This is a genomic window from Vibrio sp. B1ASS3 (genome assembly GCF_905175355.1).
Taxonomy (GTDB): Bacteria; Pseudomonadota; Gammaproteobacteria; order Enterobacterales; family Vibrionaceae; genus Vibrio; species Vibrio owensii.
On sequence record NZ_HG992742.1, the window covers coordinates 1,346,202 to 1,364,665 of the forward strand.

General features: G+C 45.3%; 16 protein-coding genes. 8 read left to right on the forward strand and 8 right to left on the reverse strand.

What is annotated here, in order from left to right:
• Nucleotides 1–83: 83 nt before the first annotated feature.
• The 4 genes from KJB05_RS06175 to KJB05_RS06190 form a co-directional block, all read right to left on the reverse strand.
• The gene (locus KJB05_RS06175; RefSeq protein WP_208444351.1) at nucleotides 84–3,158 is read right to left on the reverse strand and encodes an error-prone DNA polymerase; all 3,075 of its coding nucleotides are present in this window, start codon (nucleotides 3,156–3,158) and stop codon (nucleotides 84–86) included.
• A gap of 27 nt (nucleotides 3,159–3,185) precedes the next feature.
• Nucleotides 3,186–4,589: a DNA polymerase Y family protein gene (locus KJB05_RS06180; RefSeq protein WP_208444352.1), complete on the reverse strand. Its 1,404-nt coding sequence runs from the start codon at nucleotides 4,587–4,589 to the stop codon at nucleotides 3,186–3,188.
• Nucleotides 4,590–4,593: 4 nt separating this feature from the next.
• Complete coding sequence (imuA, locus tag KJB05_RS06185) at nucleotides 4,594–5,286, reverse strand: translesion DNA synthesis-associated protein ImuA (RefSeq protein ID WP_208444353.1); 693 nt, start codon at nucleotides 5,284–5,286, stop codon at nucleotides 4,594–4,596.
• A gap of 131 nt (nucleotides 5,287–5,417) precedes the next feature.
• On the reverse strand, nucleotides 5,418–6,164 hold the full coding sequence (locus tag KJB05_RS06190; protein ID WP_005439551.1) for a YciK family oxidoreductase: 747 nt from the start codon (nucleotides 6,162–6,164) through the stop codon (nucleotides 5,418–5,420).
• Nucleotides 6,165–6,438: 274 nt separating this feature from the next.
• Between KJB05_RS06190 and sohB the strand changes: the two genes are divergently transcribed.
• Nucleotides 6,439–7,500 carry a protease SohB gene (sohB, locus tag KJB05_RS06195; RefSeq protein ID WP_005439550.1) on the forward strand — a complete coding sequence of 354 codons (1,062 nt, stop codon included), beginning with the start codon at nucleotides 6,439–6,441 and terminating at the stop codon, nucleotides 7,498–7,500.
• Between the two features lie 81 nt (nucleotides 7,501–7,581).
• Here sohB and KJB05_RS06200 read toward each other — a convergent pair whose 3' ends face one another.
• Complete coding sequence (locus KJB05_RS06200; protein WP_208444354.1) at nucleotides 7,582–8,625, reverse strand: polysaccharide lyase family 7 protein; 1,044 nt, start codon at nucleotides 8,623–8,625, stop codon at nucleotides 7,582–7,584.
• A 292-nt stretch (nucleotides 8,626–8,917) separates the two neighbouring features.
• On the opposite strand from KJB05_RS06200, the gene cmk reads away from it, so the two are divergent.
• The 7 genes from cmk to KJB05_RS06235 all read left to right on the forward strand — a co-directional run bounded on the left by cmk (nucleotide 8,918) and on the right by KJB05_RS06235 (nucleotide 16,562).
• The gene (gene cmk, locus KJB05_RS06205) at nucleotides 8,918–9,598 is read left to right on the forward strand and encodes a (d)CMP kinase (protein WP_005438973.1); all 681 of its coding nucleotides are present in this window, start codon (nucleotides 8,918–8,920) and stop codon (nucleotides 9,596–9,598) included.
• Nucleotides 9,599–9,708: 110 nt separating this feature from the next.
• Nucleotides 9,709–11,379, forward strand: a complete 1,671-nt coding sequence (gene rpsA / locus KJB05_RS06210; protein WP_005438969.1) for a 30S ribosomal protein S1 — start codon at nucleotides 9,709–9,711, stop codon at nucleotides 11,377–11,379.
• A 213-nt stretch (nucleotides 11,380–11,592) separates the two neighbouring features.
• Entirely contained in the window at nucleotides 11,593–11,877 is a 285-nt protein-coding gene (gene ihfB / locus KJB05_RS06215; RefSeq protein WP_005438967.1) for an integration host factor subunit beta, read from the forward strand.
• A 140-nt stretch (nucleotides 11,878–12,017) separates the two neighbouring features.
• A complete protein-coding gene (locus tag KJB05_RS06220; protein ID WP_005431104.1) occupies nucleotides 12,018–12,311 on the forward strand; it encodes a lipopolysaccharide assembly protein LapA domain-containing protein in 294 nt (97 codons plus the stop codon).
• 18 nt (nucleotides 12,312–12,329) lie between these two features.
• Nucleotides 12,330–13,505 carry a lipopolysaccharide assembly protein LapB gene (gene lapB / locus KJB05_RS06225; protein ID WP_005438965.1) on the forward strand — a complete coding sequence of 392 codons (1,176 nt, stop codon included), beginning with the start codon at nucleotides 12,330–12,332 and terminating at the stop codon, nucleotides 13,503–13,505.
• Nucleotides 13,506–13,588: 83 nt separating this feature from the next.
• Nucleotides 13,589–14,290 carry an orotidine-5'-phosphate decarboxylase gene (pyrF, locus tag KJB05_RS06230; protein WP_009707008.1) on the forward strand — a complete coding sequence of 234 codons (702 nt, stop codon included), beginning with the start codon at nucleotides 13,589–13,591 and terminating at the stop codon, nucleotides 14,288–14,290.
• A 424-nt stretch (nucleotides 14,291–14,714) separates the two neighbouring features.
• Complete coding sequence (locus KJB05_RS06235; protein ID WP_208444355.1) at nucleotides 14,715–16,562, forward strand: extracellular solute-binding protein; 1,848 nt, start codon at nucleotides 14,715–14,717, stop codon at nucleotides 16,560–16,562.
• A 70-nt stretch (nucleotides 16,563–16,632) separates the two neighbouring features.
• Here KJB05_RS06235 and KJB05_RS06240 read toward each other — a convergent pair whose 3' ends face one another.
• From KJB05_RS06240 to KJB05_RS06250, 3 genes are all read right to left on the reverse strand, one after another.
• Nucleotides 16,633–16,872, reverse strand: a complete 240-nt coding sequence (locus tag KJB05_RS06240) for a hypothetical protein (protein ID WP_005438959.1) — start codon at nucleotides 16,870–16,872, stop codon at nucleotides 16,633–16,635.
• A 158-nt stretch (nucleotides 16,873–17,030) separates the two neighbouring features.
• A complete protein-coding gene (locus KJB05_RS06245; RefSeq protein ID WP_208444356.1) occupies nucleotides 17,031–17,513 on the reverse strand; it encodes an SRPBCC domain-containing protein in 483 nt (160 codons plus the stop codon).
• An 82-nt stretch (nucleotides 17,514–17,595) separates the two neighbouring features.
• Nucleotides 17,596–18,375: a hypothetical protein gene (locus KJB05_RS06250; RefSeq protein ID WP_009707005.1), complete on the reverse strand. Its 780-nt coding sequence runs from the start codon at nucleotides 18,373–18,375 to the stop codon at nucleotides 17,596–17,598.
• Between the last annotated feature and the right edge of the window lie 89 nt (nucleotides 18,376–18,464).

The following is an 18,464-nucleotide window of genomic DNA, read 5'->3' on the forward strand; positions in this document are numbered from 1 at the left end:
TCAGCAGAATCGAAAAAGGGAGGGTTTACCTCCCTTTACTTTTTTCGGCGAAATGTGTTTTCCAGCCCCCAAAATATGATGATTTAATGGAAGTCGCGCGACTTACTTTTTAGCTCAGCAAGGTTGTGTGTACAATCGATGAGCTTCCCTGCAATTATATGTGTCACTTCTCCTTCTCTTTCTAAAATCCCTTTGACCATCAAGACTTTTGATGTGAGATACGCTTGCTTTTGAGCGCGGGCGGTTGCTCGCCAGACCACCACATTAATATTGCCCGTATCGTCTTCTAAAGTGAAAAAAGTCACACCTGCTGCGGTGCCTGGAGATTGCCTACCTGTTACGACACCAACGACCGTCACTAAAGATTTGTGCTCCTTTTCAACTAACTGCTTCATCCGAGTAAAGCGCGGTAACTTACCTGCTTCTTCTAGCAAGGTTATCGGGTGGCGACTCAGTGACAACCCGGTACTGGCGTAATCTTCAATCAAGTTCTCGTATTCCGATGGTTGAGCTTGGTAATTCGCCATTGGTTCTTCCATGTGGTTGAACAAGGGTAAATCTGATAACGAATCCATCGCAGCCCAACGAGCGTTATAGCGATTACCTGAAAGGATCTGAAACGCATTGGCAGAAGCGAGCAGTTCAATATCACGGCGGTTTCTTAAGATCTGTTTTACCTCTTGAATAGAGCGATACCCAGTTGTTGGTCGGCGCTCAACCAATCGAGAAGCGCTTTCTTGATTAAAGCCCTTTACTAAACGAAAGCCCAGTTGTACGCCAAGACGGCCATTAGGACGTTTGACCAAATGATGCTGATACGACGAGTGATTGATGCAAACAGGCAGCACTTCAACACCGTGTCGGCGCGCATCTTGAATCAATTGCGAAGGGCTATAAAACCCCATCGGTTGACTATTAAGTAGGGCAGTATAGAACTCAGCAGGATAGTAAAACTTCAACCATGCAGAGCAGTAAGCCAATACTGCGAAAGAGGCTGAGTGGCTTTCTGGAAAACCGTATTCACCAAAACCGCAGATTTGGTCGAAGATTCGCTCCGCAAATTCTAAGTCATAACCACGCTCACGCATCCCGTCGATCAGTTTAGGTTTGAACTTGGCAAGATCGCCGTTCTTCTTCCATGCTGCCATCGCACGGCGCAGTTGATCGGCTTCACCACCACTGAACCCAGCGGCGACCATCGCGAGTTTGATCACTTGTTCTTGGAAAATCGGCACGCCCATAGTGCGCTCTAGTACGCTTTTCACTTCTTCAGATGGATAGCTAATCGGCTCTTCACCATTTCGTCGTTTTAGAAACGGATGCACCATATCACCTTGAATAGGGCCCGGGCGAACAATAGCAATCTGCACGACTAAGTCGTAGTAACGTGCAGGCTTTAAGCGTGGCAGCATGCTCATCTGCGCGCGAGACTCGATTTGGAATACGCCAACAGTATCGGCTTTTTGGATCATGCGGTATACGTGCAGATCGTCTTGCAGGCGCGTGATCTCAGCAATCGACAGGGATCGCTGGTGGTGTTTCTCGACCAATTGAAAGCACTTACGGATCGCGTTTAACATGCCGAGAGCAAGTACATCGACTTTCAATAGCTTTAAGCTTTCTAAATCATCTTTATCCCATTGAATAATCGTGCGATCTTCCATCGAAGCATTCTCGACAGGCACCAGTTCATACAAAGGGCCAGATGAAATCACAAAGCCGCCTACATGCTGAGATAAATGGCGCGGGAATCCGATGATCTCGTTCACTAACTGGATAAACTGTTGGCCTTTTAACGACTCTGGTTGTAATCCCAATTCGATGATTTGCGCTTGCCAACCTTGGCTACGATCACGGCGATTGACGTTTTTGATGAAGAAGTCTAGCTGAGTTTCTTCAATCCCCAACGCTTTGCCCACTTCACGCACGGCGCTTTTAAAGCGATAGCTGATAACGGTTGCTGCCAGAGCGGCACGCTCGCGCCCGTACTTTTTGTAAATATATTGAATGACTTCTTCACGGCGCTCGTGTTCAAAGTCGACATCAATGTCTGGTGGCTCTTTTCGTTCTCGGCTAATAAAGCGTTCGAACAATACTGAGATTTGTCTAGGATCGACGGCAGTGATTTCTAAGCAGTAACACACTACCGAGTTTGCCGCAGAGCCTCGCCCTTGATAGAGAATGCCTTGCTGCTTAGCGAACATTACAATGTCGTGAATGGTCAGAAAGTAATAATGATATTCCAGCTCTTCAATGAGGGTTAATTCATTCTCGATGGTCTGATGAATGTCTGCGGGAACACCTTCAGGGAAGCGCAGTTTTTTACCACGCTCTACCAACAGACGCAGATAAGAAGTTGGGGTGTGACCGTCAGGGATGAGCTCTGTTGGGTATTCGTATTTCAGATCTGAGAGGTTGAATTCGCACAAGCTCGCAATATGGGAGCTTTCTGCTAACCATTCGGATCTGTAAATTCGAGACAGTTTGTTCAATGGACGCAATGCTCGTTCGGCATTGGATAAACGACCAAAGCCGAGCTTATCAACGCTACAACCGTGTTTTACTGCTGTCAGGACATGTTGCAATGGTAAGCGTTCAACAGCATGCATCAAAACGCCACCACAAGCGGTAATCGGCAATTGGAACTCGTTTGCTAATAATTCACAGTGTGTGGTGTAAGCATCGTCATCACCACCTAAATGACGCTGAATCGCGACCCATAAGCGATGAGCGTGATGTTGCTGGAGCCAACGTCCCCAATAATGGTCATTCTCTTGATGAGTCGGGAGCCACAACACAAGGCAGTGACGAATCGACATCAAATCCCATTCAGACAGTTGATAAGTGCCTTTCTCGCTGCGTCGTCTTGCATTGGTGATGATACGGCACAGCTCAGCGTAAGCTTTACGGCAAGGGCAAAGCAGCACGACTTGGCACTCGTCATTGAGCCAAAACATGCTGCCGACGATTTGTTTGATGTCGAGTTTGTGTTGCTCGATGGTCGTATGAGCTTTTACTACGCCTGCAACTGAGCACTCATCGGTGATCGCAATGGCTTGATAGCGATAAAATGCCGCCTGCAGCACCAACTCTTCTGCATGAGAAGCGCCAGTGAGAAAGGAGAAGTTGGACTGACAAAACAGTTCTGCGTAACTCATAACGACCTAACAAAAATAACTGTCGATTTAACAAAAATAGCCATGAAGAAACCAATGCTTGTGTTGATCGCGAAACACCCATAACCAGCGACCTTGTTTGGTGTGCGCAATGTAGTAATCACGCATGATCTCGTCACCATCCCACCATCCAGAGACAATCCGCTCAGGCCCATGCACTAGAGATACTTGCTCTTGTAGCGCGATAGGGGCGGGTAATTGCATCGCTGGGCGCAGTAGAGCAGGGATGGTGTTAATCGGCACATCCGGCTCATCGGCTGGGCGATATTGACTGGCTTTCTCTGGTCTTGGATCGCAGGCTATATTGGGTTTGAGTACCGCGCTTTTGCCCAATTTAGCTTGCAGTAAAGAGAGCAGCTCTAACGCGTTCATTTGGCCTTTTTGCCCAGCAAAGAAATCGCGTGCAGAGCTTAAAGGTTCACCTTGACGCTCTACTTTTAACGTCAGGCCAATAACAGGACCGTTTAACGTGACGGATTCCAAACTCAAACTCGCCAATTGTTGCCAGCGTTGGCACAAGTAATCGCCTTGCGCGGATGTGAGCTGAAGGTGCTGTGCTTGTTTGTCCCGCTGATGCAGGGTTAAACACAGCTCAAACGCGACTTTATCGCGCAGTTTGAGAAAGGTTTCGAGTTGACGAAGCAATTTAGCCAGTGGCTTCTCCACCCATTGAACGTTTTCAATCTCAAACAACAGTTCCAAATAGACTTGGAAGGATTCGGTTGGATGATAAAAGTCGACAGGATGTTTAAATTGCCCTGTCAGGCGACCAACATAGTTCACCAAGTCAATGTCGAATCGACGCGCGATGTCTTGCAGTGGCAGTTCAAGTAACCCTTGCAGTGTGGTGACACCTACACGTTGTAGCTTCTCTACGGTAGTGCTTGATAAATCCGTTAATGTGAGCGGCAGCGGTGATAAGGCTTGTTGCATGACAGACCTATCTTCACTGATGATATTCGCTCCTGCTAATGCCATCAATTTGGCAGAAAAAGGCGAAAAGCCACATCCGAATTGAAAACTCAGTTTCAGCTCCGATAAATGAGCACTGACTTTAGTCCAATAGTTTTGTAGCCCTTCATACAGATTAAGCATCGGGGTTGCGCGTAGCAGAATGCCTTGGTTTGGCATCAATACGACATCAGACGTAATCAAATACAGCCATTGAGCAATTTCTTGTAACTTGCTCAGTTCGGTTTGCGGATGATAAGGATGCACTTGCAAATCTCGGCACAAAGAAGCCGCGCTACCCAAGCCCATATTTGGCTTAATGCCTTGTTGCTCGGCAATCTCGTTGTATTGAATGATCCGACAACGTTGGCTTTCTACAATCACCACGGGCTGCTCTTGGTTATCACCAAAGAGTGCATCTAACTGTAGACGAGGGAAGTGCAAATATATCCACAAAGCCATATCACTAACCTTGGTTCGCCAATGGGAAATTGACCACCGTGGATGGAATACGAGTTGTGCTTGGCATCACCAGTTGCGGATAGTGGTGCTGGAAGTTGATATCGACGTTACCTTTGCTCCAACCGCCTTTTCGTTTGAGAACTTCTACACTCACACCTTGCTCATGACCTTGTAGCTTCAGGCTCAATGAAACAGGCAAAGACAAGCGATTTGTCATGTTAGGTTTGAGCATAAACAGAGGGCAAGAGCCTTGCTCACTCGCCACTTGCAGGCGTTTTACTTGGTGGATCTCTAGCTCATCTTGCCATAGCAAAACGTTGGTACACACGCCGCTCTTGAGGCATTGCTCTGCTGCCCACAGCGCATCGCGTTGATGTTCAGGCGTGATTACCCATACTTGGTTGATGTCCAAGCCAATGCTGTGTAGGAACAATGAATTCATCAACGCTGGTGGTTGAATGAATGCCGTCACCCCTCTCGAAAGAGACGCTTCTAAATAAGGCGCAAGCAAGCGCAGTTCGCCAATGCTGCCAACAGATTCCATTTCCACCACGCCATGAGGAGGAAAGCCGCCGCCAAGCAGGGCGTCGAGTTCAGGGAAACCTGAGCTATTCAGGAACTGATGCTCGTCTGCTTTGGTCAAATTTGCTTGCCAAACAAGGTGTTGGCTTTTTAAGTGTTGGATGATGTCTTGCATAAATAAAATACCTGTATATATGTACAGTATATTTCTGTGATGGAAAGTCGCAAGGTTTTTATAGGCAGAAATACGAAAAAAGGCAGCGTTTGCTGCCTTTTCAATCGATTATGTGAGGTGACCTGAAGAGGTTACTTACGCTTGGGTTGAGCGTCGATGCACTGACCGTTTACATCTGTAACCGCTGGGTCCATCAAGTGAAGGTAAAGCGGCATGATATCCAGTGGTGTTTTTAGCGTGTTTGCATCTTCACCTGGATAAGCTTTTTCACGCATTCGAGTACGAGTTGCACCTGGGTTAATCGCGTTAACACGCATTGGTGTATCGCTAAGTTCATCTGCCAATACTTGCATCATACCTTCTACGGCAAATTTGGAGATGGCGTACGAACCCCAGAAAGCACGGCCAGAATGGCCCACCGTTGAAGACGTAAAGATAATACGACCTGCGTCTGAATTACGCATAATAGGCAGTAGCGCTTGAGTCATTAGGACTTCTGCTTTCACGTTAATCTGCATGATGTCGTCGAAGTCTTCTTCATTGATTTGCTCAAACGGGCACAGCGTGCTTAAAACGCCAGCGTTGTGTAGCAGGCCATCCAAACGACCAAATTGACCTTCGATGGTTTCTGCCATATCGATGTAGTGCTGTTTAGTTGCACCTTTCAGATCAAGTGGAATGATCGCGGGTTGAGGGTAACCTGCAGATTCGATTTCATCATAAATGGATTCAAGGTTTTGAACGTTTCGACCAAGTAGAATCACAGTCGCACCGTGCTGAGCGTAAGAAAGTGCCGCTTGGCGACCGATACCATTGCCTGCACCAGTGACAAGAATGACTTTACCTTTTAGGGCATCTGCTGAAACGGAGTAGTTCACGGTAGTTAATCCTTATTATTGTATCTAATTCCGACGAACAGACGTCATCTTGGTGTAGAAATGCGCCTGTTTCTCAATGGAAAATCTTGGTAATCGTGACAAGTTGGTTACAATACACCAATTCATGTGTTATACCAATTCCAGAACGGTTGTCCGGTATGTTATTTGAACGCCATCAATCAGAACAAGAGGTTACCGATTTTCTTGCCTTCTCTCTGATTTTTCTACGTAACATATTGATGACTATTACTGGTATGAGATAGAGGAACTCTCATTGGAATTTTTATTAGATTACGGTCTGTTTTTAGCCAAGATTGTCACCGTTGTTGCGGCAGTAGTTGTGCTGCTGATTATTGCAAAATCGGCGGGTGGTAAATCGGGTGCTGCAAAGGGCGAATTGGAAGTCACTAATCTTTCTGAACGTCACAAAGATGCAATCGAACAATTAGAGCATCACCTACACGATGACGCTTTCATCAAAGCTCGTGATAAAGCGGCTAAGAAGGAAGAGAAAGAAAAGAACAAATCTCGCGAGAAAGAAATCAAACAAGCGAGCAAAGAAGGTTCTCTTGATAGCAAGCGCGAACCGCATCTGTTCGTGTTGGATTTCAATGGAAGCATTGATGCAAAAGAAGTGGGTTCACTGCGTGAAGAGATCACTGCAGTATTAGCAGTCGCTCGTGAAGGCGATGAAGTGCTACTTCGTCTAGAGTCTGGTGGCGGCATGGTTCATGGCTATGGTTTGGCATCTTCTCAACTTGACCGAATCAAAGCAGCCGGTTTGCCTCTGACGATTTCTGTCGACAAAGTGGCAGCAAGTGGTGGCTACATGATGGCATGTGTGGCAGACAAGATTGTTTCAGCTCCGTTTGCAATTGTCGGTTCTATCGGCGTTATCGCGCAGATCCCTAACTTCAACAAACTGTTGAAAAAGCACGATATCGAATATGAGCAGCTAACAGCAGGTGAGTACAAACGCACACTAACGATGTTTGGTGAGAACACCGACAAAGCGCGTGATAAGTTCAAACAAGAACTTGAAGAAACACACGTACTGTTCAAAGACTTCATCAGTGAACGTCGCCCAGCGCTAGAACTTGAAAAAGTCGCAACAGGTGAGCACTGGTTTGGTACGCAAGCGAAAGAGCTAGGACTGGTAGATGAAATCAGCACTTCCGACGATCTAGTTGTTGCAGCATGCAAAGAGAAAACCGTACTAGCAGTGCATTACGTGCAAAAGAAAAAACTGGCAGACAAGCTTGCCGGAGTTGCAAGTAAAGTGGCTGATAGTGTCGTACTTAAACTTGCAGAACGCGGTCAAAAGCCAATTGTGTAATGCTTAAGAAATAACAAAAAAAACCAACTGTTTAGTTGGTTTTTTTATTTCAGCGGCGGGTTATTAGTTCAGCTCTAACCGTTATTGTTTCAGTTCTAACTGATAGAAGCTTGCTTGAGCATAATCACCCGCTTCCATGCCGCGCCATTCACAGTCTGAACTGCTTTTCTTCGTATTACATTGGTTGTAAGCACCGGCTTTGTAATACATCCAATCGTTACCATAGCCTTGGTCTACTTCATGACCTTGGTATTTGTCTTCTGCTAGATTCACATCAAATGTCTTAGTAACTGCATTTTTCTCACCAGGGTTCTTAGTGAAAGTCAGGTGCATGATGTCACCTTCCACATTCACGCTGTATGAGAAGATTTCACCCAGTTTGATGCCGTCTTGTGGGTCTGCGTCGCCTTTACGTAAGTTGTATTGTCCGAACACGTTGTGGCGGATGTCTTGGCGAAGCTTCTTACCATTTTCATCTTTCGCGTCTTGAAGTTCTTTGGTTGGGTTTAACTCGTAGTTCCATGAAAGAGAGCCGTATTCATGCTCCGGCAGTTTGCGGTAAGAAATCTTTAAAGGCTCATTGTCAGAACCATGAATTTGTCCAATAACAACAGCGAATGCACCATTCTTTTTGTAGTTGCCACTTGTACTGACTTGGTCAACAGACAGGGTCGCGTTTAGCTCGCCACCAATTGCACCGTACTCAGCAGCATTTGGGTGAGAAGCGACGACAAAGTTGTTTTTCGGCTCACCGTAGTGTGTAGCAAGCATGGCACGAAGTTCACTACGGGTGTTCTTGCTGTTAGGAGTGGTCGGTGCTTCATTTGGTGCAACAAAAACCACGGCACCTGTTTCTTTGTTGGTATAGAACCACTCAGGGTGAACATAAGGGATTTCTGTATTGCCCAACTCATCTTTGGCTATTTCTAATGCTTTACCTTTGCGTTCACCTTCTTTAGTCAGTTCAGGCAAGGTAATTTTCCAATTCGTCATATCAAAGTTTTGAGCAGGAGCCTTTGTCGGATCTAGCTCATATTTGCTTGCTAATTCATTAGACGAAGTTGCAGCCATAGCAGACGCAGAGGCAATGCTGGCAGCAAGAAAAGTAAGCGCTAATTTCTTCATATTATGTTCTCAATTTTTATAGGGTCGTCGATAAGATGATTTAATATACAATAATATTGTATTACTAATGTGTGATCGGGTCGGAAAAATGAAACTTAGAGAAAATTCATCATTTGATATTGCGCTTTAAGAGAAAGAATCAGAGCAGAGAAAGCGGCAAATTCTGAACCGAGGAGAGGGCAAAGAAATGGTATCCTGAGACTATTAGGTATATACTCCCGCACCGTAAAATTAAGAATGAAATGAATTTAGGTGGAAGCACCGAAATTCGCACATCAACGTGGAGAAAAACATGTCCTCTCAAACTCCGGTTGTTACCGTAGATGGACCTAGTGGTGCAGGTAAAGGCACTTTATGTATGTTGCTAGCGAAGAAGTTAGGCTTTCAACTTCTTGATTCTGGCGCTATTTACCGTGTTCTTGCACTCGCAGCGATTCACCACGGCGTAGACACTGAGTCAGAAGATGCGCTTGTTCCACTGGCTACTCACCTAGACGTTCAGTTTGTTGCTGAAGGTGACCTAGTAAAAGTGATTCTAGAAGGCGAAGATGTCTCTGGTGAACTTCGTAAAGAAGAAACGGGGATGGCAGCGTCTAAAGTGGCTGCACTGCCACGCGTTCGTGAAGCATTATTGCGTCGTCAGCGTGCATTTGAGACCGCTCCGGGTCTGGTTGCTGATGGTCGTGACATGGGTACGGTTGTCTTCCAAAATGCACAAGCGAAAATTTTCCTTGATGCGAGCGCAGAAGAGCGTGCAAATCGACGCCTTAAACAGTTGCAAGATAAAGGGTTAGATGTTAGATTTGCTGACCTTTTGAGCGAGATCCAAGAGCGTGACGACCGAGATCGTAACCGCCCAGTGGCGCCACTACGCCCTGCAGAGGATGCGCTTGTGCTAGATTCTACGTCGATGACTATCGACGAAGTAGTAGAAAAGGCACTACAATATATCGAATCGAAGCTAGCTGAGTAATTACGCTCGGCTAGGCTAAGAGCGTTGGTCGCAAGGATGATGACTGGCGAGTTTAATAACCCCATGCGGTAGGATACCCGTGGACGTTTAATTTATTGAAGATTAAATAAATGACTGAATCTTTTGCTCAACTCTTTGAAGAGTTTCTAAACGAAACAGAATTCCAACAAGGCAGCATCGTTAAAGGTACTGTAGTAGCTATCGAGAACGGTTTCGTTCTTGTTGACGCTGGTCTTAAGTCTGAATCTGCTATCCCTGCTGAACAGTTCAAGAACGCTGCTGGCGAACTTGAAGTTGAAGTTGGCGCTGAAGTAGACGTAGCTCTAGACGCTGTTGAAGATGGTTTCGGTGAAACTCAACTTTCTCGTGAGAAAGCTAAGCGTCACGAAGCTTGGATCGTTCTTGAGAAAGCTTACGAAGAAGCTGAAACTGTTGTTGGTATCATCAACGGTAAAGTTAAAGGCGGTTTCACTGTTGAACTAAACGGTATCCGTGCTTTCCTTCCTGGCTCTCTAGTAGACGTACGTCCAATCCGCGACACTGCTCACCTAGAAAACAAAGAGCTAGAGTTCAAAGTTATCAAACTTGACCAAAAACGTAACAACGTAGTTGTTTCACGTCGCGCAGTTATCGAATCTGAGAACAGCGTTGAGCGTGACGAGCTTCTAGAAACTCTACAAGAAGGTTCTGAAGTTAAAGGTATCGTTAAGAACCTTACTGACTACGGTGCGTTCGTTGACCTAGGTGGCGTTGACGGTCTTCTACATATCACTGATATGGCTTGGAAGCGCGTTAAGCACCCATCTGAAATCGTTAACGTTGGTGACGAGATCCAAGTTAAAGTTCTTAAGTTCGACCGTGAGCGTACTCGCGTATCACTAGGTCTTAAGCAACTAGGCGAAGATCCATGGGTAGCAATCGCTAAGCGTTACCCAGAAGGTCACAAACTAACTGGTCGCGTAACTAACCTAACTGACTACGGCTGCTTCGTTGAAATCGAAGAAGGCGTTGAAGGTCTAGTACACGTTTCAGAAATGGATTGGACTAACAAGAACATCCACCCATCTAAAGTTGTTAATGTTGGCGACGAAGTTGAGGTTATGGTTCTTGAGATCGACGAAGAGCGTCGTCGTATTTCTCTAGGTCTGAAACAGTGTAAAGCTAACCCATGGCAGTCATTCGCTGAAGCACAAGCTAAAGGCGACAAAGTTACTGGTAAGATCAAGTCTATCACTGACTTCGGTATCTTCATCGGTCTAGAAGGCGGCATCGACGGTCTAGTTCACCTATCTGACATTTCTTGGAATGTTGCTGGCGAAGAAGCTGTACGTGAGTACAAGAAAGGCGACGAGATCTCTGCAGTTGTTCTAGCAGTAGACGCTGAGCGTGAGCGCATTTCTCTAGGCGTTAAGCAAATGGAAAACGACCCATTCAATGCTTACGTTGCTGACAACAAGAAAGGTGTTCTAGTTAACGCTACTGTAACTGCTGTTGACGCTAAAGGCGCTACAGTTGAAATCGCAGAAGGCGTTGAAGGTTACATCCGTGCTTCTGAAGTATCACGCGATCGCGTAGAAGATGCTTCTCTAATCCTAAGCGCTGGTGATGTTGTTGAAGCTAAGTTCACAGGTGTAGACCGTAAGAACCGCGTAATCAACCTATCTATCAAAGCTAAAGATGAAGCTGAAGAGCAAGAAGCAATGGCATCTATCAACAAGCAAGACGAAGCTGCTTTTGGTAATGCAATGGCTGACGCTTTCAAAGCTGCTAAAGGCGAATAATTTACTCGCTTAAGCTAAAAAGGAGCCGCAAGGCTCCTTTTTTATGCTTGCTACTTTCCGAGTAGTAATACTAATGTTGATAAACTATGCTAAAAAAAGACATTTTTTGATTGCGCATTTTGTGTAAAATTTGTCTAGAATTGATAGCAAGTGTTTGTTGGAATTAGTATTACTTACTATAATGAGTGATAAAGATACTCAAAGAGGGCAACTATGACTAAGTCTGAACTGATTGAAAGACTCTGCGCTGAGCAAACACATTTATCAGCGAAAGAGGTAGAAGATGCTGTAAAAGATATTTTAGAGCACATGGCCTCTACACTAGAGAGCGGTGACCGTATCGAGATCCGTGGCTTTGGTAGTTTTTCTCTTCATTACCGCGAACCTCGCGTAGGTCGTAACCCTAAAACGGGTGATAAAGTGGAGTTGGAAGGTAAATACGTTCCTCACTTCAAACCAGGTAAAGAGCTTCGTGAGCGCGTAAATATCGATAGCTAAGGCTCTCTTATTAGTTTGAAAAAGCGGCATACTCTCGTGTATGCCGCTTTTTTATAACTAGATTATTGGTAATATACATGGTCTGAAGAAACATTTTACTGCATAATCTTACCTACTTACTCCTCGAAGGGTGATGTAACATGAAAATTATAAAAATCATTGCTGTTTTAGCTCTCTTTTTAATTGCACTGGCTTTAGGTTCTCAAAACCAAGAGATCGTAACCTTTAATTATCTTCTGGCGAAAGGCGAGTTTCACCTATCAACGCTATTGGGTGTGGTATTCGTGGTTGGCTTTGGTCTAGCATGGGTTATTTTTGCTAGCATCCAATTTAAGACTCAACTTCAAGTTCGTCGTCTGAAAAAGAAACTTAAAAAGTATGAGCCCGCTGAAGCAGAGAAACCTGCAAAACCAGCAGTAGAAAAACAGGCATAAGGATAAGGCTTAACTTTAATGCTTGAACTACTCTTCTTGTTATTGCCGATAGCCGCCGCTTATGGCTGGTACATGGGCCATCGCAGCGCTCAGCAAGACAAGCAGAAGCAATCTCATCAAATATCCCGTCAGTATGTGACGGGTCTTAACCTGCTCTTATCTGATCAGTCAGATAAGGCGGTTGACCACTTTATTGAATTGCTCCAAGTTGACAACGAAACGATAGATACACACCTAGCGTTGGGTAATCTTTTCCGTTCTCGTGGTGAAGTCGACCGTGCAATTCGTATCCACCAAAATCTCATTTCCCGTTCTGGGCTCACTCTAGATCAGAAAAACTTAGCGCTTCAACAGCTCGCGAAGGACTACATGGCGTCCGGCTTTTTAGATCGCGCTGAGAAAATCTTTGAGCAATTGGTGGAAGAACCCGATCACCGTGAAAGTGCACTTCAGCAACTTGTGACCATCTACCAGCAAACGCGTGAGTGGGAAAAAGCCATTCATTACGCCAACCAACTGGCTAAGATGGGTAAGAAGCGCACTCGTATTCGCGCCAATATTGCGCATTTTTGGTGTGAGTTGGCCATGCTTGACCAAGCCGATGGCAATACCAGTAAAGCGATTCAACACTTTAAAAAAGCACTATCAGAAGATCCAAAATGTGTGCGTGCAAGCATTGCGCTTGGTCGTATCTATCTTGAGTCAGAAGACTACAAACACACCATCAAATATCTGACGGGTGTGCTTGAGCAAGATAAAGATTTCATTAGTGATGTTCTACCGACCATTGCAGAGTGTTATCACCACTTAGGCCAAGAAGACGAGCTGGTGGAATTCTTGCGTGCGTGTATAGATAAGAAAGCGGGCGTATCGTCTGAATTGATGCTAGCGCAGCTTGTCGCGCATCATGAGAGCGTTGGGGCAGCACAAGAGCTGTTGACCAAGCAACTATTGAAAAACCCAACCATGAAAGGATTCTACCGTCTTATCGACTACCATATTGCTGAAGCAGAGGATGGTCGTGCGAAAGACAGCTTGTCGACTCTACAAGCGATGGTTGGTGAACAGTTAAAAGTTAAACCGCATTACCGATGCAGGAAATGTGGTTTCTCCACCCATTCTCTTTACTGGCATTGTCCATCATGTAAAGGATGGGGGACGATCAAGCCAATCCGAGGATTGGACGGTGAATAGTTTTAATGCAGCTGGCAGAGTTTCTGTCCGCTGCATTTTTTTGACCTTTATTTAATAAGAACCAAAAACAGTTAGGAGATGAAATGATCGACCAAAAAGTTATTGTCGCACTGGATTATGATAACCAAGCAGATGCGCTTGCGTTTGTAGATAGAATTGATCCTGCGTCATGTCGCCTAAAAGTAGGCAAGGAAATGTTTACGCTATTTGGTCCTGATTTCGTACGTGAGCTTCATCAACGTGGTTTCTCTGTATTTCTAGACCTGAAGTTTCACGATATCCCGAATACGTGTTCAAAAGCAGTTCGCGCTGCGGCTGAACTGGGTGTATGGATGGTGAACGTGCACGCGAGTGGTGGTGAACGCATGATGGCGGCATCACGTGAAATTCTTGAGCCTTACGGTAAAGACCGCCCGCTGCTGATTGGTGTGACTGTGCTTACAAGCATGGAGCAAAGCGACCTTGCTGGTATTGGCTTGGACGTTGCGCCTCAAGAGCAAGTGATTCGTCTAGCTACGCTGACTAAAAACTCTGGCCTTGATGGTGTGGTATGTTCAGCGCAAGAGTCTTCTTTGCTTAAGAGTGAATTAGGTAAAGAGTTCAAGTTAGTGACACCTGGTATTCGCCCAGCAGGCTCTGAGCAAGGTGATCAACGCCGTATCATGACGCCAGTCGATGCAATTCAAGCAGGCTCTGATTACTTAGTGATTGGCCGTCCAATTACTCAAGCGACAGATCCAGCGGCTGTGCTTAAATCTATCAACGACAGCTTAGCGAACATGTAAGACTAGTTTGGGGCTAAAACGAAAGGTGAAGTGGTAAAACACTTCGCCTTTTTTATTACCTGTAACACGAACATGCTCAACATAAAGACACTATATCGCAGGGCAGGAATGGCTTAGCGGATGGTACTGTTATGATCACACTTCTCTAACATAAATCGCTGTGATAGTCGGAATGTGCAACCATGTGTTATGGATGGGTTGCGTTACAAATGTGTAACGAATACTATGGAGTGGATGCATTCACTGCGTTGTAAGGTCAGGATGACCTAGTGAAACTCTCTGATATTAATACGGAAGTGGACAGGACTTCACTTTGTATTCGCTCCCTTTATTTTCTTTGCTGTGTATCGCGCGCAGTCATTCTGAGGTTCACTTGTTGTCGCTCTTCCTACCGCACTGCGCAAACACAACAAGGAAGAAAACAATGATAAAGACCCTGCCATTTTCGGCACTGGCAATGTTGGTTGCAGGAAGTTTTCAGCTAAATGCAGCTGAGTTACCTGCAGATATCGAATGGACTTCGAACAACAACGAACCACTTTTTGCTTCAGAAGAAGCGGTCCGTGGTGGTACTTACCGTACCTCTATCCGTAGTTTCCCTCAAACGCTTCGCAGTGTTGGCCCTGATGCGAACTCAGGTCTTCGTCAGTACCTAATGGATGGCACACCGAAGCTGGCGCAACGCCATCCAGACACAGGCAAATGGATTCCACAGCTTGCGAAAGCATGGGCATTTGGTGAAGATAACAAAACCGTTTACTTCCAATTAGATGAAACAGCGAAATGGTCGGATGGTGAAAAGATCACGGCGGACGACTACGTGTTCATGATGAAGTACTACACCTCAGAAGACATCATTGATCCGTGGTACAACGACTTCTTTAAAACGAGCATCTTAGGTGTCGAGAAAATTGATGATTACACCATAAAAGTAAATCTTGCTGTGGAACAGAGCCAAGATGCGTTGATGGTTCTGATCAATATGCCAAGTAATGGCTTCCAACCTCGTCCAGAGCACTTCTTCGAGGGTGAAAAAGACGCGAACAACGATGGTATGCCAGACAACTTCGTACGTAAGTTCAACTTTAAATCTGAGCCTACCGCTGCGCCTTACTACATTGATAAAGTGAAGAAAGGTAAGAGCGTGACATTCAAACATGTTGGTGAAGATTGGTGGGGCTACAACAACCGTTATTACAAAAACCGTTACAACGTAGACAAAGTACGCATCACAGTCATTCGTGATGAAGACATCGCAATGAAGCACTTTGAGAAGGGTAATTTAGATTACTTTGAGATGGTACTACCAAACTTCTGGCACGATAAAACAGACAGTGAAGTTTACAAGAAAGGCTATGTACAAAAATACTGGGGCTTTAACCAAGCTCCTCAAGGTGCAGGTGGTCTCTGGATGAATACCGCGATGCCGATGTTGGATAGTCTAGAAGTGCGTAAAGGTATCATGGCGGCGACTGATTACGACGGTATGATCGAAAACATCATGCGTGGTGACTACTCTCGTAAACCACATGGCCTTGGTTTTGGTCATGGTGATTACGATGATCCAAACAACAAGCCACCGAAGTTTGATCCTGCAGAAGCGATTAAGCATTTCGAAAAAGCAGGCTTTGACAAGGTCGGCTCTGATGGTATCCGTGTAAACGACAAAGGCGAGCGTCTAAGTTTTGCAATTACCTACGGTTACAACTCACACACGCCGCGTATTGCTTACCTAAAAGAGCAAGCGAAACTCGCCGGTTTGGAGTTTACTCTGAATCTAGTTGATGGCTCTTCGGCATTCAAATACATCCTCGAGAAGAAGCATCAATTGGCGTTCTTGAACATGGGTTCTGGTGAGATCCCTGCGTACTGGGAGTACTTCCACTCAGATAACGCTAACAAGCCACAAACGAACGCGCACACCAACTACAGCAGCCCAGAGTTAGATAAACTGATTGAAGCGTATGACAATGAGTTTGAACAGCAAAAACGTTACGATTTGTCGCGTCAGATTCAAAAATACGTGGGTGATGCGAACGTGATCGTTCCTGGCTACATGGTACCTTACACGCGTGATGCGCACTGGCGTTGGGTTAAGATCCCGAAAAATGGTATGACAAAGAATACTGAATGGATCCTGCACCCAATGGACATTGCGAACTTCTGGATTGATAAATCAGTGAAGAAAGAGACCGAGAAAGCAATGAAGGCGGGCAAATCGTTCCCTGAAGTGACGGTTATCGACGACCGTTATAAGCTTTCAGCGAATTAGTTGTTTAGTCGGTAGACAGTAAAAAGCCCCGATGCTTGATTGCATCGGGGCTTTTTTAGTTTTCAAAACATTAACTTACAAGGTAAGAAGCTTCCAGCAAGTAAGTTTTAACGTCACCAAGTGAAGCAAATGCTGTATCGATGGTCTTAAAACGTTCATCAATAGAACTACTCGAAACGATTTGGCTAAATGTATTTAGTGAGAAGGTCTCATTTGCTTTAAAAAACTGGTGTACGTTTTCCAATTGAACTTTGTGGATGTGCTCAACCTTGTTTAAAGCGGCGGTGAGATCGGAAATATTAATCGACATTGCTAATTTAACGCCTTTCTATCGACCAACAGGTCATAGGATTGGGGATTTATAATTTTGGCTAAGGGTATCTCATGCAATGTGTCTCAAATATGATTGAGATCAGGGAGGGAGCATTTATTGTACATATCTGGTCGGTAGGCGGTGGAAATTGGTGTTTATTTGCCGCAGTGACCATGAGACTGACGACATAACTCTTCTAGCCATTTGAGATGGTATTTTCTCAACCTTTTGGGTGCGAAGTATTTGGTAAGCCAAGTCATGCCACCACGTTGCGTGCTTTCGGTGACAATACTGCAACCGGTTTTGGTTGGTTCCAACACCCACGCGTGATACATATCAACGCCGCCTTTTTTCCCTTTCCAAGCCAAGCGCTGATGCTGTGTGTATTCGACAACCGTACAATGGAAGTCTAGCCAAGAGGCTTTCCAACGAAACATGGTGTTTTTGCACAATGTGCTGTCACCACTTAGGATCTGCACCATGGTTTTTCCGTCTCGCCACGCGGGCCATTCATGAGCACGAACTAAGTGCTGCCAAACAACCTCGGGAGGCTTGGGGATTTCGATTTGGCTACGCACATGAATGTGGGAATGTTTGGGATGATAATAATCCGGCCAGATAACTTCCGATTTGTTCATCTAAGCAACACCTTATGACACTCGTTCTTATTAGCTTAGGAGAATCCGGTACGAAGTGCCGAAACACTTCGCCCTAAAGTGATTAAAAGTACAAACCAAGACCGATTAAGAAGCCATGCGAAGCGGTATCGTATTCAAAGGTTCCTTCGTTTACGTAATCAACCCAAGTGGATTTATAAGCGAGGTTAACGTCTGACCAATCATTAATGTGGTAACGCAAACCAAATTGGGTCGCATAGGTAAAGTTGGTGTCTTTACCTAAACCGGCATCCAAGCTGGCATGAAAGCGCCAATCTTTGGTTAGGTCATTGATCCATCGAACACCCATTAGAAAATCAACCCAGTCTTCTTTGATGTTGAGCCTATCCACCAGAATGCGGTTATCGTTGCGGTAAACCTTGCCCTTGATGTCGTTATCCCACCAACGTAAGCCAAACATGTAATCGATCATGCCGAAGGAGTAGGTTTCACGCTGAAATGCTTTTGCTTCGAGAACGCCCTGACGGATCTCCAAATCAGCACGATAACTGACATTAGGGAGAATACCTGACAGGTTATTTACGTCACCACTGAGGTCCATAAAACTGTAATCGATGTAGTAACCCCATTTGTTTTGATATACCCCTTCAAGCCTTGCCATAGCGCCAATGTCGAGATGATCCATGATGAACTTTGGATCGACATCGAGACTAGAAGAGAAGTTACCCATGGTGGTATCACCATTGATATTTAGGGCGAGCATGTAGATCTCGACACTGTGTTGCCAGTTGCTTGGTGGGGATTGCGTATCTTCTGCTATTGCGTTTGGCGCCACTGCAAGCGAGGAAATAAGGGCGATAGAAGGGAAGGTCATCTTAGCCATATCAACGTCCGTGTTTGTAATCGTTATTAAATGAATTGCACAAAATTAGCGTAGAGCATGGATTGCAGTAATTCAAAATCTCAGGTTTA